A 15,524-nucleotide genomic window follows, 5' to 3' on the forward strand; every position below is an offset into this window, starting at 1 on the left:
AAAGAAATGATTTTGTAGCTCAGTTGGATAGAGCGTCTGCCTTCTAAGCAGATGGTCGAAGGTTCGAATCCTTCCAAAATCACTTGTTCTCTAGAAGGAACTGGCTCATTGGGGTTACTGGCTAACCTTCCCGATTGTCTCTCGGGAGAAACGGGTTCGACTCCCGTATGAGCCGCTTATTTTAAAGGTACTGAGGTGCTAAGGCACTAAGATTCTGAGTTTTTTAGTGATAGAGTTGCAAAGGTACAAAGCGGTAGAGGTTGAAAACTTAGTCCCTTAGCATCTCAGTACCTTAGAACCTTTAAAAAAAATCTGGGAAGATAACGGAGGTTGTTTACCCGCTTTGGATGCGGGAGGTCGCAGGTTCTCCCGATAGCTATCGGGACTGCTTCCCAGACAAATGAAATGGTTTTTAAAGTTGTTGAGATTCGGATTTAAAAGTTAAAAAAACTTAGTTTCTTAGTATCTCAGAACCTTAGCAACTTTAAAAAAACGCAGGAATGGTGAAATGGTAAACACGGCTGATTTAGGATCAGTTTTCTGAGAGTTCGAGTCTCTCTTCCTGTACAAAATGAAAAATTAAAAAATATACGATGAAAAAGATAAGCACATTATTCGCCAAAGATCCTAATGATTTAGGAAGGGTAGTAGATAAAATTAATATTGAAAACAAATGGGTTTTTGATGGAGAAGCCATTGCAACTAGAAAATTTGATGGTACATCGGCAGCGATTATAGGCGGTGAAATATTTAAAAGGTTTGATGCTAAAAAAGGAAGAGCAATCCCGATGGGTGCAATTCCTTGTCAGGAAGCCGATCCAAAATCAGGTCATCATCCACACTGGTTAAAATGCGACCGTTCAAAATCGGAGGACAAACATTTTTTTGAAGGTTTTGATGGATTAGAAAGCAAAGTTGACGGAACCTACGAATTATGCGGACCTAAAGTACAAGGAAACCCGGAAAATTTTGAGAAACATACATTGGTAAAACACGGAAGTGAAATACTTGATTTTGTAAGTCTTGATTTTAAGGATTTAGAAATATTCTTATCAGAGAATGACATTGAAGGTATTGTTTTCCATCACATTTCAGATGAGCGAATGTGTAAATTAAGAAAATCAGATTTTGGTATTAAACGAATGAAATTAGAATCTGTATAAAAGTAAATAACGCTAAAAAGTAAAAAAATGAAAGAATTATACAACCGAATAGCCCTTGTTGGAATTGAACAAGAAGAGTATGATGTAATAAAAGCCAGTTATTCAGGACATATTATTTGGCATCAGTCTATTCCTAAAATCGTAGTAAAAGATGAAGTGCTCTACATGGAAAAAGCCAATGGAGTTGGAATGCTTCCAGTTGATAAAGTGGTTTATTATGGAATTTATGATAATGATTTCGATTTTATTACTGGTTTAGCAATTTGGCAAGGAGAATGTTACCCGAATGCGGCAGCAATGTTGGATTGTCGATTTAAGATTCCGTGTCTGGTAAAAGCATTATCTCTTTCAAAATTTAGTGCACCTCGTGGGTTTATAAGTGCTGGAGCTTCTGTAACTATTGCAAATGATACGGTTGCCAAATGGGGTAATTGGCATTGCGGCGAGAATAAACATCGTTTTACAGGAGAATGGGAAAGCCAATTTACTGCTACAATTGAACCTTATTATGAAGGAGAAGCCGTTCGTATCATGATGATTGGAGATGTTTATTGGCAGATTAAATTAGAAGGAGACGATTGGTTAAAATCTATTCATCCTGATAACGCAGGTTTTATGCCTGTTGATGAAGATTTACTAGCAGATACAATTTATATCAAAGAAACTTTGAAGATGGATATGATTGGAAATGATTATATCGTTGGAAAAGATGGTTCTAAATATTTGTTAGAAGTAAATCATATTCCGAACATAACTCGATTTGATGAAGTAAGAGAAGCTTATTTATCGACGGTTATAGAATGGATTAATTAAAAAAATATCCTGCGCAGAATAATTGCGCAGGATCATTTGAATCTTTGTTTTAGAAACAAAAAACGTTCTTAAAAAAAAAATGAATATCAAAGGAAACTTTGATTAAAAATATCAAACAAGCCTTGTTGGGTGTTTCTGTATAGCACCATTGTAGCAGACTTTTCGCGAAAGCGTATTATGTTTTTCTATTCAGCTTGGTTTGGAGGTTTTGATGGTTTTCCAAAAAATTATCACACGATCTATTTGTCGTGGGTTCGATTCCCATCCACAGTAATGTGGTAACTCAGTTGGTAGAGTAATAGAATGTTTATGCAGGTTCGAATCCTGCACCGAACACGTTTCGGTTGGACGAATTGGTTAGTCGACGGGTCTCAAAAACCTGTAACAGTAGAGCGCATCACTCTTAAAAAGATGTACCATTAGAAAAAACTAATTTGTCTTTGTCAGTGAAATTAGGATTTTAGAATCTGATGTTTCACACTCTGATAAAGCCAGTGCGAATCGAAATGTGTCTTGAAAAGTCTGTTTTCTTTTTGGTTTGATTGTTAAGAGAATTTGGGGATTCTCTCAATAAAATAAAATCAGAAACAATTCAGACAGACAAAGAACAAACTATTCGTCCGTTTTTCTTAGAGGAGAAAGGCAAAAAGGTTTTTTTATTTAGCAAGAAGAAAGATAATAGAGGTTATAGATTTCAAAACTTGAAACATTAAACCTGAAACAAAATATAATTATGATAAAAAGAATTAAAATCGAGACTTACCAAGTAGGCTTGGTGTTCGAAAATAGAAAATTAATAAAAGTATTAGAAGAAGGATTACACTGGATTTTTGGAAACAAAAACATTATGATTTACGATCTAAACGGATCTTTTCAGGCTCCTTTTGAGTTGGATATTTTATTGCAAAATGAAGTGTTAGCATCTCTTTTGGAAGTTGTTGAAGTTGCCGATAACGAAATTGTGTTGCAATTTGTAAAAGGAAATTTTAAAGAAGTTTTGGTGCCAGGAAAGTATGCTTTTTGGAAAGGAGTTGTAAAAAATGAATTTATTAAAGCAGATTTGTCTAAGATTGAAATCACAGAAAATATTCCAGTAAACTTATTGGAAAATGTTAAGATGAGATACTTCACAAGAAAATTTATTGTAGCAAGTAATGACAAAGCTTTGTTATTTGTGAACGGAACTTTTGTGAAAGAATTAAAATCTGGAACACATTATTTCTGGAATAACGCCATTACAATCGAAGTGAAAACAGTTGATACTAGACAGCAACAATTGGAAATTTCTGGTCAGGAGTTGTTGACTAAAGATAAAGCAGGATTAAGAATTAACTTTTTTGTGAGATATCAAGTGGTTGATATTATGAAAGCTTTGACTGAAAATAAAGATTTTGAAAAACAATTGTATGTCGCAATGCAACTGGCTTTAAGAGCTTTTGTTGGCGGATTAACTTTAGATGAATTATTGTCAAAGAAGGATGCAATTGCCGATGCAATTTTAGAAGAAGCAAAAACTAAGATCAAAGATTTAGGTTTAACAATTTCTGATGCTGGAATAAGAGATGTAATTCTTCCAGGAGATATGAAAGAAATCATGAATCAGGTTTTGGTTGCTGAGAAAAAAGCGCAGGCCAATAGCATTATGAGAAGAGAAGAAACTGCTGCAACAAGAAGTTTGCTAAACACAGCAAAGCTGATGGAAGAAAATGAAATGTTGTGGAAGTTGAAAGAGATGGAGTACGTTGAAAAAATCGCTGATAAAATTGGTGAAATCACCATTTCTGGCGGCGGAAACGTAATTGGTCAATTAAAAGAAATCTTCGTAAAGTAAAAGAACCATTAGCAGTAAATGTTGATCGTTTAAGTTTAATAATAAAAATTTAAGGATGAATCAAGAAATAGGATTTGCGTCGGGCCATAAAGGTCAAACGGATACAGTGGAGTTAAGTGAATCTTCGTTTGCCTCAATTAAAGGAGCAGATTTAGAATGCATTAGCCTATGGAATGAAAAGGTAAATTTTCGGGAAACCAAATATATCATTTAGAGATATTTCTCTAGTAAAGCAAGCGTGCTTTTGAACTTTTGTGATATTGGATTTCCCAGAAAAGCCTTCGACTTCCTGAGATTTCCAAGAATTGCAAAAGAAAAATATCATGCAAAACAATACACTAGAAAAATATAAAAAAGCAATTAGAAATAAATACAAGACAGAAAAGGGCGGTCAATACTTTGATTATTTGTACAAGCCTTCTCGTGGTAAACTTCGTGATTTGTGCTGGCTTATTTTCGAGAATAACCCAACTCAAGATGATTTGAATGTTTTCAAGAATCTTCTGGGCTTAGATTTCGATCATACCAAAAAGAACAAGTTTAAGGAAAAGAAAGACAAGTTCAGACCTATCGAAACGTTCTTAAAAGGAGAAACAGATCCGTCAAATATTGATGCTATAAATATGGCAGCTATTTTGGTTGATTTTGAGCCACGTCCTTTCAAAAAGTTTTATGAAACTTCTAAAAAAGAAGAAACAAAACCAGTTAAAAAGCTTGAGAAAGCTAAGGCTGTTTTTGAAAAAAAGAGTTCTGAAAAAAGAGAAAAACCTGAAAAAAAGTCTAAGAAAAGAAGTTTCTTTCTAGATTTTAAAAGCATGTTTTTCTAAAGGTTTCTGCCACAAAGGCATTAAGGCGCTAAGTTTTCTAGCCACAGATTAATAGGATTAAAAGGATTATTAAAAAAAATCTGCTAAATCTGCGAGAGATTAATCTTAGCGTTCCTTTGCGTAAACCTTTGCGCTTTTAGCGGTTAAAAAAAAACACAATTATTTAAGAAAATGAAAAAAATGAAAACTACAGATAAAATTATTATTATCGATTTAGAAGCCACATGTTGGCAAGGCGCGGTCCCGAGCGGGCAGCAAAATGAAATTATAGAAATTGGTTTGGCTGTGTTGGATACAGAAACGGGAGCAATTTCTAAGAATAAAGGAATACTGGTAAAACCACAACGTTCAACCGTTAGTTTGTTCTGTACGGAATTGACCACCATTACTCAGGATTTACTTGATAAGAACGGAGTTAGTTTCGAAGATGCCATTAATGAGCTTATTGACGAGTATAATCCCGATTTGTATACTTGGGCAAGTTACGGTCAGTATGATTTAAATATGCTGAAAAAACAATGTAAATCGTTTGGTATTTCCTATCCAATGGGAGAGGAGCATATCAATATAAAAGAGCATTTTGCCGAAAAGTTTGGCTTGGTTAAACCAACAGGAATGAATGGTGCGCTTGCATTGCTGAATATTCCGTTAGAAGGAACACATCACCGCGGAATTGACGATGCCAAAAACATTGCAAAGATTTTGAATTGGTGCCTTAAAAATTAGAATTTAATTTGTTAATCGCAGTTATCAAAAAGGATAGCTGATAACTGTAGAGAACTGTAAATCATTGTATTTGCAGTTTTTCGCATTTTCTACAATTGCTATAAATCAATCAAATCCATTCTCCAGCAGCATTGTAATCGTCTGGTAGATAAGTGAGATATTGAACCATTCGCGGGGTTTCTCCTCTGTTTGGCGTTGCGCAATGTGGCAATGCATTGTGCCAGATTATAAAATCGCCTGCATCTCCAGTAATTGGTTTTGGCTGTAACGTTTTTAAAGCTTTTTCACGAGGATTTTCGTGCGGTTCAAGTTCGTCGAGCCATTCATCGATTTGATTATGAAAACCTGGAACGCAATGGAAAGCTCCATCATTTTCTCTGCATTCAGTTAAATAAAATAAGCCTTGAAGACCATAAGTAAGTGGTTTTTTTAAGCTCATATCCCAATGAAGCGGACTTCCAAGAAAGGTGAAATGATCTGTTTCGGGCGGATTAAAGCTTACTTTATCTATTGTTTTGTAGATATTCGTACTTCCATAAAGCTGTTCATAAGCCTTTTTTACTCTTGGTGAAAAACGATTACGGTTTAAAGTTTCATGATCCGAAAAATTAAGCATAAGTCCTTTTTGTTGTTCATGACGATTGTACCAACTTTCTTTTTCATTAGGATTCATTTTTAAATATTCCCAAATGGCCTTTTGTGTAGCTTCGCAATCTTCTTTTGAAATAGCATTTTTGACCACAACATAACCGTTCCGATTCCAAAAATCAAGATCTTGGTCAGACAATACATTTACAGTTAAATCCTCAATTTCTTCAACAGTATTTCTTTTTCTATTATTAATCCATGTTTTGAAGGTTTCAAAATCTGGTCTTTCAGAATATAGAAAATACAAAGTATCTTCCATACCAATACCTAATTGATACAGTGTTTTAATTTCGTTATTCCAGTTTGTTTTACCTATATCAGTATTTTGAGGATCAACAGTACGTTTCCATAATTGTTCAAGGGTATTCCAAGGCATAGCTTTTCAGTTGTAAAAGATAAAGCTAAAATACAGGATTTATGGTTTGATGTTCAAAGTAAAAATACCCGTTTTGTAATACTAAAAAAGGCTATCTCAACGAGACAGCCTTTTCACTTTGGTTATATTATCTTGATTTATTAATTGTTTCCGTAGATTTTAGCGTAAAGATCTTTGTAAATTTCTTTAATGATTTTACGTTTCAATTTTAGAGTAGGAGTAAGCTGTCCGCCATCAATTGACCATACATCTGGTGTAAGTTCAAAACGTTTTACTTGTTCCCAATGTCCGAATTTTTTGTTGATGCCTTCTACTTCTTCATCAATTCGTTTGATAACATCTGCATTAGCACTGATTTCTGCATCAGAACTTCCTAAAGTAATTTTATGGATTTTTGCCCATTCTTTTACAAATTCAAAGTTGGGTTGAATAAAAGCACCTGGCATTTTTTCGCCTTCACCAATAACCATAATCTGTTCAATAAAACGAGATTGTTTCATGGCATTTTCGATCATTTGCGGAGCAATATATTTACCGCCAGAAGTCTTGAACATTTCTTTTTTACGATCGGTAATTTTTAAGAAACCTTCGCTATCAATTTCTCCAATATCTCCTGTATGAAAATAACCGTCAATTACAGCTTCAGCCGTTTTCTCAGGATCTTTATAATAGCCTAACATTACGTTCGGACCTTTTAATAAAATCTCTCCATCTTCGGCAATTTTTATTTCTACATTACGAATCGGCTTTCCGACAGTTCCAATTTTAAATCCTTTGTTTCTTTGATCGTTTACAGCAATTACCGGAGAAGTTTCCGTTAAACCGTAACCTTCCATTACTGGAATTTCTGCAGCAGCAAAAACTCTTGTCAAGCGCGGCTGTAAGGCAGCACTTCCAGAAACCATTAAATCTAAGTTTCCTCCCAAACCTTCTTTCCATTTACTGAAAATTAATTTGCGTGCAATTTTTAACTGAAATTCATACCAAGCGCCATTTGCTCCGTATGGTTCATATCTTAAACCTAAATCGATAGCCCAGAAAAACAGTTTTTTCTTGATACCGGTTAATTCAGCTCCTTTAGCATAAATTTTATCGTATACTTTTTCTAAAAGCCTTGGTACAGCTGTAATTACAGTTGGACGGACTTCTTTTAAGTTGTCACTGATTTTATCAATAGATTCTCCAAAATAAACCGATACGCCATAATATTGATAGATATACAAAATCATTCTTTCAAAAATATGACAAATAGGCAAGAAGCTTAAAGCGGTGCTTTTTCCTGGATCAAATGGAATTCTTGGTGAGCTGTCTAAAACATTAGACACAATGTTTTTGTGCGAAAGCATAACTCCTTTAGGTTTTCCTGTTGTTCCAGAAGTATAAATAATAGTAGCTAAATCATCTGTTTGAATACTGTCTTTTTTAGCTTCAACTTCGCTTTGATTGCTATCATCTTCGCCTAAAACCAATAAGTCTGACCAATGTTTACAGCCATTAATTTCATTAAAAGAATATACCTCTTTCAATGTTGGTACATTGGCTTTAATTGCATTTACTTTTTGTAACACTTCGTCATCAGAAACGAAACAATAAATACTGCCGCTATGGTTTAAAATATATTCATAATCTTCTTCTGCAATAGTTGGATAAATTGGAACATTTTGCGCACCAGTCTGCAAAATACCAATGTCCATTATATTCCACTCGGTACGGTTATTTGAACTAATTAAAGCAATTTTATCATCTTTCTGAACGCCCATACGCAATAATGCTCTCGAAATAGCATTTGCTTTTGCAATATATTCTTCACTGGATGTTTTTTCCCAGACTCCATTTTTTTTGGTTGCGAGAGCAACTGGAAGGTTGTAAGTTTCTTGTTGATAATAGGGAAAATCAAAAAGGCGTGTGATTGAAACCATGTTTAATATATTGAATTTTATTGCAAATTAAATAAAATTTGGGTATGATTTTCAGTTTTATAAAATTTAATGGGAAAATTTATAAAGACTATTAAAAATCAACGAAAACGTTTTCTTTTTCGCCGTAAAATTTCAAAAAAATCAAGAAAAATTTAATTTGAAGACGTTTTTTTAAGGCTATTGTACATTATAATCTTCGTATACTTTTACTCTTTCGCCCATTAAAAACATTTTTTTCTTAGCAAAATGAATAGAGAATTGAGAATAGTACCATTCATTACTGTCATTTGGTCTGTACCAGAATGTGTAAGAGGCACTATTGAATCCTTCTTTAAAAACAGGAACACCTTCTTCAGTACATTCAATTCCCCAATTTATTTTTTGTTTGCTTAAATCTTCAGCTTGAATAAAACCTGTTCCGTCTGGATTTAAAACTGTAATAGGTTGCTTTTGGTTTAATGGAGCGTAAGTTCCAGGAACTGGATAGCCAATTGTGGTAGTAATATAACGCTCTTTTGAATTATGGATAATCTGATCAACTTGAACTTGCGAATGTGATTGAAAGGCAGTAAAAAATAGTGTTACCACTAATAAATGTAAAAATTTCATTCTATGTAGGATTAAATGTTTTTGGGCGTAAGAAATCTGTCGAGCTGATTTCTATTGGCGAATATAATCCAATTTTTAATAGAATTATAGCTTGAAAATACAAGAATGAAATTTTTGCATTTTTATCATTTTAGATCTGTTTTTACTCCGTTGAAAACTGATTTTCTAGTAATTTTTCTTTAAAATCAGATCTAAACGTATAAGCAAATGTAACCATCAAAGCTCTTGTGTCAGATTTTGAAGTTCTGCTATTTCTAAATAATAATGTATTGTTTTTATAACCGCTTTCTAAAGTGTTAAATATATCGGTTACAACTAGACCTAAACGGGCATTTCCTTTTCCTAATTTTTGCTGAAATCCCATATCAACATTATAAATCGGAATTCTTTTTCCTTGTGAAGTGGCAACGGCCGAATTATAATTTCCAATAATTTGAAGTTTTCCGCCTTTCCAAGGAACAAAGTTGTTAATCACTTTTCCGTACCAGCTGAAGGCACTGCTTACAATATCATCGGCCTGTGGTAAATTGTCAGCATTGATGTTTTGCTGAAAAGCGGTTAAACTAATATTAGCATCATAAAAAACAACTGGTTTAAGAGAGAAAATGGTTTCTAAACCATAAGTAACCGTGCTTCCAATGTTTTGGGGCTGAAGTAAAACCACTCCATTGTCCAAAAGCTGTGCATATTGTCTGATAGCATCGGTTGCATTTCTGTAAAAGGTATTGGTCGAAAAAGAGTAGTTACCCCAGTTTTTATTATAACTGATTTCGGCAATATGAATGATTTCAGGTTTCAAATATGGATTTCCTCCATGCGGATTTAACGCATCGGTAATGTCAATAAACGGATTTAAATCATCTAGATCAGGGCGGTTAATTCGTTTGCTGTATCCCAGTTTAATAAACTCATCTGGGGTTAAATTCAATTGCATGGAAGCCGATGGAAAAACTTTTAAGTAATTATTACTAAAATGGTCACTGTTATTTTGTGTTGCTCCAGTGTTGGAAACATTTTCTGCACGCAAACCCAAATTGTATTTCCATTTTGGGTTTTCGCTATCGCCAATAGAAGAATTCATCAGACCATAAACGGCATTTATCTGTTCGTTAAATTTGAAACTATTACTAGCTAACGGATTTACAACATAATCGCCATTGATCATATCAGCGCTTTCAAAATCTGAATTAAAAAATCGAAAAGTTCCTTTGTAGCCAGTTTCTATAATCGATTTTTCAGAAACTGGAAAAGTATAATTTACAATTGCATTAGAAATATTTTGATTCTCGTAATTGTGTGTTCTCTGCAGTAAAGCATCACCAATCTGCTGCTGATATTCATCGTAATTATAAGTGTCAATATCGGTATTTTCTCTGTGTTTTCCGAAAGAAGAAGTAATAGAGGTATTTAAACTTCTTCGGTCATCATCAAATTTACGATCATAGGTAAAAGCAAGTTCGCCAACTTTTGAACGTTCCAGTTCTAATGAATGTCTTCTGTTATTGGAGAAAAAGGCATTGGCATTTGTGTTTACTTGCGTGTATAAAGTCTCGTCATTGTCTTGAGTTTCTAGATTTCCAAGTGCTTCAAATGAAAAGCTATTTTTGTCATTTGGAGAAAAATCAATATTTAATTTCAGATTCTGAAGGCCTTCAGTTCGTTCATCGTTTCGATTTTGATGAATATAATGTTCGTCATCAATAAAATAATTGGTTCGGTCGGCATTTATTTTCTTTGTTCTTCCAGCAAAACGATTGTCATAGCCTAAACCAAAATTCCATTTTTCTGTTTTATGATTGAAAAGAACAGAACTATTTACTCTTCCTTTTGCGCCAAAACCTGCGCCCAATGCTACAGCACCATTTGTACCGCTGAGGTTGTTCTTTTTGAGTTTTATATTAATGATACCGCTTTCGGCATTTGCATCATATTTAGCCGTCGGATTACTAATTACTTCAATACTTTCAATACTGCTCGCAGCAATCTGATCCATATTGGTAATAGCCGAATTTTTTCTGTTGATCAAAATCATTGGCGATTTTCCTCTTAACGTAATACCGCCTTCTGCATCGACGGCAACCGTTGGAATACTTTTAAGCATATCTGTAGCAGTTCCGCCCATTTGCGAAATATTCGAAACAGCATTAAAAATAAAGCCTTCGTTTGTTTTCTGAATCTGTTTTTTCTGTGAGTTTACCACTACAGTATTAAGCTGGTTGGCATCTTCTTGCAAAGTTATGGTTCCAAGTGAAATAGCTGTACCACTATATTTTATTTTTTTAGTATTGGTTTTAAAACCAATTAATTTAAACTGAAGTAGATATTCTCCAGAAGTTACATTTTCTAATGAGAAATTTCCAGAAATATCTGTAACGGCGTAATTATCGGTTTTGGTTGAATCGGCTGTGTTTTTTAAAATTACATCAACAAATTCTACAGGATTTTTTCCGTCTGTGATGGTTCCTTTTATTGCTGTTTTTTGAGCAAAAGAAAATTGGCTTAAAGTAAATAAGAGGATTGCGAGGTATATTTTGCGTATAATATTTTTCATGTAGCAAAGATATTTACCAGAATGTTTACGCTTGCTTAAGCTGTCTTAAGATACCATTAAATTAATCTTAGAGTCGTTTTAAATAATGTTTTTTTGCCACAGATTAAAAGGATTAGAATGATTTTAAGCGTTGCTAAAAAAAATCTGTGATAATCTTTTTAATCTGTGGCTATAAAAAAAAACGCCCGATAAAATTCGGGCGCTTTAGTAAAAATATATTTCTTAGTTTTTCTCAATCCATTTTCTGGCATTAACAAAAGCTTCGTGCCAAGGCGTAACCTCGTCATTTCTATCTTTTGGATAATGTGCCCAGTTCCATTGGAAAGTCGAACGCTCAATGTGAGGCATCATAACCAAATGTCTTCCTGTTTTATCACACATCATAGCCGTGTTGTAGTCAGAACCATTCGGGTTTGCAGGATAACCTTCGTAAGCATATTTAGAAACAATGTTGTACTGATCTTCTGCATAAGGTAATTTGAATTTACCTTCTCCGTGAGAAACCCAAACTCCCAAAGTACTTCCAGCTAATGTTGACAACATCACTGAATTGTTTTCCTGAACTGTTACAGAAGTAAAGATACTTTCGTGTTTCTGGCTTTCGTTATGGTGCATTTTTCCATGAACTTCGTGTTCTGGATTAATAACTTCCAATTCCATAAACAATTGGCAACCGTTACAGATTCCAACTGATAAAGTGTCTTCTCTTTTGAAGAATTTGTCTAAAGCTGTTTTTGCTTTTTCATTGTATAAGAAAGCTCCCGCCCAACCTTTAGCAGAACCTAAAACATCAGAGTTAGAGAATCCTCCAACGGCTCCGATAAATTGAATATCTTCAAGCGTTTCACGACCAGAAATTAAATCCGTCATGTGAACGTCTTTTACGTCAAATCCAGCTAAGTACATAGCATTTGCCATTTCACGTTCAGAATTACTTCCTTTTTCACGAATAATAGCCGCTTTTGGTCTTGGTTTAGAATTGTCGATTTCTGGTTTTTTTCCTGTAAAATGTGCAGGGAAAGTATATTGTAAAACCTGATTTTTATAGTTTTCAAAACGTGCCTGAGCTCTTCCATTTTTAGATTGTTTTTGATCTAATAAATAAGAAGTCTCAAACCAAATGTCTCTGTAAGTTGGAATATCCAATTTATAATCTCCAAATTCTAAACTTGCAGTTTCTTGAACTGAACCGATTTTGAAGAATTCGATATTGTTTGCATTCAATTTAGCTTCAACGGCAGCATCTGATTTTGCTTGGAAAACGATTCCGATGTTTTCAGCGAAAAGGATTTTCAATAAGTCTTTTTCCGCGAAAGCGCTGAAATCAATTTTAGCTCCCAAATTCACATCAGCAAAACACAATTCTAATAAAGTAGTAATTAAACCACCGCTTCCAATATCGTGACCCGCTAAAATTTGGTTTTCACCAATTAATTCCTGAATGGTATTAAAAGCATTTTTGAAGAAAGAAGCGTCTTTTATAGTAGAAGTTTCGTTTCCGATTGTGTTTCTGATTTGCGCAAAAGAGGAACCTCCTAATTTGAAATCATCCTGAGACAAATTGATATAATAAATAGAATCTCCGTTTTTCTGTAAAACAGGTTCAACTACTTTTCTAATGTCGGTACAGTTTCCTCCAGCCGAAATAATAACCGTTCCCGGCGCGATTACTTCGTCGTTTGGATATTTTTGCTTCATCGAAAGTGAATCTTTTCCTGTCGGAATATTGATTCCCAATTCGATTGCGAAATCTGAACAACCTTCAACAGCGGCATATAAACGAGCGTCTTCACCTTCGTTTTTACAAGCCCACATCCAGTTTGCAGATAATGAAATTCCTTTTAAACCATCTTTAATTGGAGCCCAAACAATGTTTGATAACGATTCTGCGATAGCATTTCGAGACCCTGCAACCGGATCAATCAAAGCAGCGATAGGAGCGTGTCCAATAGAAGTTGCAATTCCTTCTTTACCTAAATAATCCAGAGCCATAACTCCAACATTATTTAAAGGCAATTGAAGCGGTCCTGCGTTTTGTTGTTTAGCTACTTTTCCTCCAACACAACGGTCCACTTTATTAGTCAACCAGTCTTTTGAGGCAACAGCTTCTAAACGTAAAACGTCTTTTAAATAGGTTTCGAAATCTGCTGAATTGTAAGCAACATCAGCATATTTTCTATCGATAGTTTTATCAGTCATAACCGTTTTTGGAGAACTTCCGAAGAAATCTTCTAAAGCATAATCCATCGGTTTTGAACCATTTGATTTTGATTCGAAAGTAAAACGGTGATCTCCCGTTACATCTCCAACCTGATACATTGGTGAACGCTCTCTGTCGGCAATTCTTTGCAACGTATCAATATCTTTTTGACCAATAACCAATCCCATTCTTTCCTGAGATTCGTTACCAATAATTTCTTTTACAGAAAGCGTTGGATCTCCAACTGGTAATTTGTCTAAATCGATTAATCCACCAGTTTCTTCCACTAACTCAGAAAGACAGTTTAAGTGTCCTCCAGCTCCGTGATCGTGAATAGAAACAATTGGGTTATTGTCGCTTTCTACCAAACCACGAATCGCGTTTGCAGCACGTTTTTGCATTTCAGGGTTTGAACGCTGAATCGCATTTAATTCGATTCCTGAACCGAAAGCTCCAGTATCTGCAGAAGAAACCGCAGCACCACCCATTCCGATTCTATAATTTTCTCCTCCAAGAATTACGATTTTATCGCCTTTTTGTGGTTTCTTTTTGATAGATTGATCTAGTTTTCCGTAACCAATTCCTCCCGCTTGCATAATTACTTTATCGTAACCAATTTTACGGTCGTTTTCTGAATGTTCGAAAGTTAAAACAGAACCTGTAATTAACGGCTGACCAAATTTATTTCCGAAATCTGAAGCTCCGTTTGAAGCTTTGATTAAAATGTCCATTGGTGTTTGGTACAACCATTTTCTTTCTTCAACAGCATTTTCCCATTTTCTGTCATCCTGAGCGGAGTCGAAGGACTTCAAACGAGAATATGAAGTCATATAAACCGCAGTTCCTGCTAATGGCAATGAACCTTGTCCTCCGGCTAAACGGTCACGAATTTCTCCTCCAGAACCTGTTGCAGCTCCGTTGAAAGGCTCAACTGTTGTTGGGAAATTGTGTGTTTCTGCTTTTAAAGAGATAACAGAATCGAATTCTTTTATTTCGTAAAAATCAGGTTTGTCTGCCGATTTTGGTGCAAATTGCTGCACTTTTGGCCCTTTTACAAAAGCAACGTTGTCTTTGTAAGCAGACACAATATCGTTAGGATTTTCGTGAGATGTTTTTTTGATTAATTTGAAAAGAGAAGTTTCTTTTTCTTCACCATCAATAACAAAAGTTCCGTTGAAAATTTTGTGACGGCAGTGTTCTGAATTGGCTTGAGAAAAAGCAAAAATTTCAGAATCAGTTAACTTTCTTCCTAATTTAGTCGAAAGATTGTTTAAATATTCTACTTCTTCTTCGCTTAAAGCTAAACCTTCTACTTTGTTGTAAGTTGCAATATCATCAATCTCCAAAATTGGTTCTGGCTGAATGTTGATAGTGAAGATTTCTTGATCTAATTCGTTGAATTTTTGAGAAAGCATTGGGTCAAAATCAGTAAAATCTTCCGTTGCAGGATGAAATTCTTCGATTCTGATAATGCCAGAAATCCCCATGTTTTGAGTAATTTCTACAGCATTTGTACTCCAAGGTGTAATCATGGTAGCGCGAGGACCAACAAAGAAACCTGTCAATGCAGATTTTTCGATCTTATTCGCGTCGGCAAAAAGCCAGTTTAATTTTGAAATGTCTTGAGCTGAAATTTCGTTTTGCGTTTGTACTGCAAAAACAGTTTTGCTTTGGTTTTCAAAGAAATGGATCATTTGTGTAGTTTGTTGTATTGAGGTGCAAATTTAGTCAATCTAAACCGAAAAAAAAAGCAACAATAAACGCCTTTTTAATTATTTATTTTTGCCCTTTTTTGCCCTGAAAATGCAATTTTTTTGCTAGTTAAAGCGTCCAAAATTTAACATTTTTAGATCTTTAATTT

General features: G+C 34.5%; 10 protein-coding genes and 3 tRNA genes. 8 read left to right on the plus strand and 5 right to left on the minus strand.

Annotation, left to right across the window (positions count from 1 at the left end):
* Positions 1–8: 8 nt before the first annotated feature.
* The 8 genes from ACFO3N_RS03165 to ACFO3N_RS03200 all read left to right on the plus strand — a co-directional run bounded on the left by ACFO3N_RS03165 (position 9) and on the right by ACFO3N_RS03200 (position 5,360).
* Positions 9–82, plus strand: a tRNA-Arg gene (locus ACFO3N_RS03165).
* Between the two features lie 20 nt (positions 83–102).
* Positions 103–175, plus strand: a tRNA-Asp gene (locus tag ACFO3N_RS03170).
* 319 nt (positions 176–494) lie between these two features.
* Positions 495–567 (plus strand) — tRNA-Leu (locus tag ACFO3N_RS03175).
* Positions 568–593: 26 nt separating this feature from the next.
* A complete protein-coding gene (locus tag ACFO3N_RS03180; protein ID WP_379795196.1) occupies positions 594–1,163 on the plus strand; it encodes a hypothetical protein in 570 nt (189 codons plus the stop codon).
* Between the two features lie 27 nt (positions 1,164–1,190).
* Positions 1,191–1,976, plus strand: a complete 786-nt coding sequence (locus tag ACFO3N_RS03185; protein WP_379795197.1) for an ATP-grasp domain-containing protein — start codon at positions 1,191–1,193, stop codon at positions 1,974–1,976.
* 733 nt (positions 1,977–2,709) lie between these two features.
* The gene (locus ACFO3N_RS03190) at positions 2,710–3,807 is read left to right on the plus strand and encodes a slipin family protein (protein WP_379795198.1); all 1,098 of its coding nucleotides are present in this window, start codon (positions 2,710–2,712) and stop codon (positions 3,805–3,807) included.
* Between the two features lie 323 nt (positions 3,808–4,130).
* Positions 4,131–4,634 (plus strand): hypothetical protein, encoded by a 504-nt coding sequence (locus ACFO3N_RS03195; protein ID WP_379795199.1) that lies wholly within the window; start codon positions 4,131–4,133, stop codon positions 4,632–4,634.
* A 180-nt stretch (positions 4,635–4,814) separates the two neighbouring features.
* Positions 4,815–5,360, plus strand: a complete 546-nt coding sequence (locus ACFO3N_RS03200) for a 3'-5' exonuclease (RefSeq protein ID WP_379795200.1) — start codon at positions 4,815–4,817, stop codon at positions 5,358–5,360.
* 109 nt (positions 5,361–5,469) lie between these two features.
* Here the strand turns inward: ACFO3N_RS03200 and ACFO3N_RS03205 are convergent, their stop codons facing one another.
* The 5 genes from ACFO3N_RS03205 to purL all read right to left on the minus strand — a co-directional run bounded on the left by ACFO3N_RS03205 (position 5,470) and on the right by purL (position 15,357).
* Positions 5,470–6,384: a phytanoyl-CoA dioxygenase family protein gene (locus ACFO3N_RS03205; protein WP_379795201.1), complete on the minus strand. Its 915-nt coding sequence runs from the start codon at positions 6,382–6,384 to the stop codon at positions 5,470–5,472.
* Between the two features lie 140 nt (positions 6,385–6,524).
* A complete protein-coding gene (locus tag ACFO3N_RS03210; RefSeq protein ID WP_379795202.1) occupies positions 6,525–8,303 on the minus strand; it encodes an AMP-dependent synthetase/ligase in 1,779 nt (592 codons plus the stop codon).
* Positions 8,304–8,480: 177 nt separating this feature from the next.
* Complete coding sequence (locus tag ACFO3N_RS03215; RefSeq protein ID WP_379795203.1) at positions 8,481–8,912, minus strand: hypothetical protein; 432 nt, start codon at positions 8,910–8,912, stop codon at positions 8,481–8,483.
* Between the two features lie 142 nt (positions 8,913–9,054).
* Complete coding sequence (locus tag ACFO3N_RS03220) at positions 9,055–11,463, minus strand: TonB-dependent receptor domain-containing protein (RefSeq protein WP_379795204.1); 2,409 nt, start codon at positions 11,461–11,463, stop codon at positions 9,055–9,057.
* 222 nt (positions 11,464–11,685) lie between these two features.
* The gene (gene purL, locus ACFO3N_RS03225; protein ID WP_379795205.1) at positions 11,686–15,357 is read right to left on the minus strand and encodes a phosphoribosylformylglycinamidine synthase; all 3,672 of its coding nucleotides are present in this window, start codon (positions 15,355–15,357) and stop codon (positions 11,686–11,688) included.
* Positions 15,358–15,524: the final 167 nt, after the last annotated feature.

This window comes from Flavobacterium chungangensis, assembly GCF_042654045.1.
In the GTDB taxonomy this organism is placed as follows: Bacteria; Bacteroidota; Bacteroidia; order Flavobacteriales; family Flavobacteriaceae; genus Flavobacterium; species Flavobacterium chungangensis.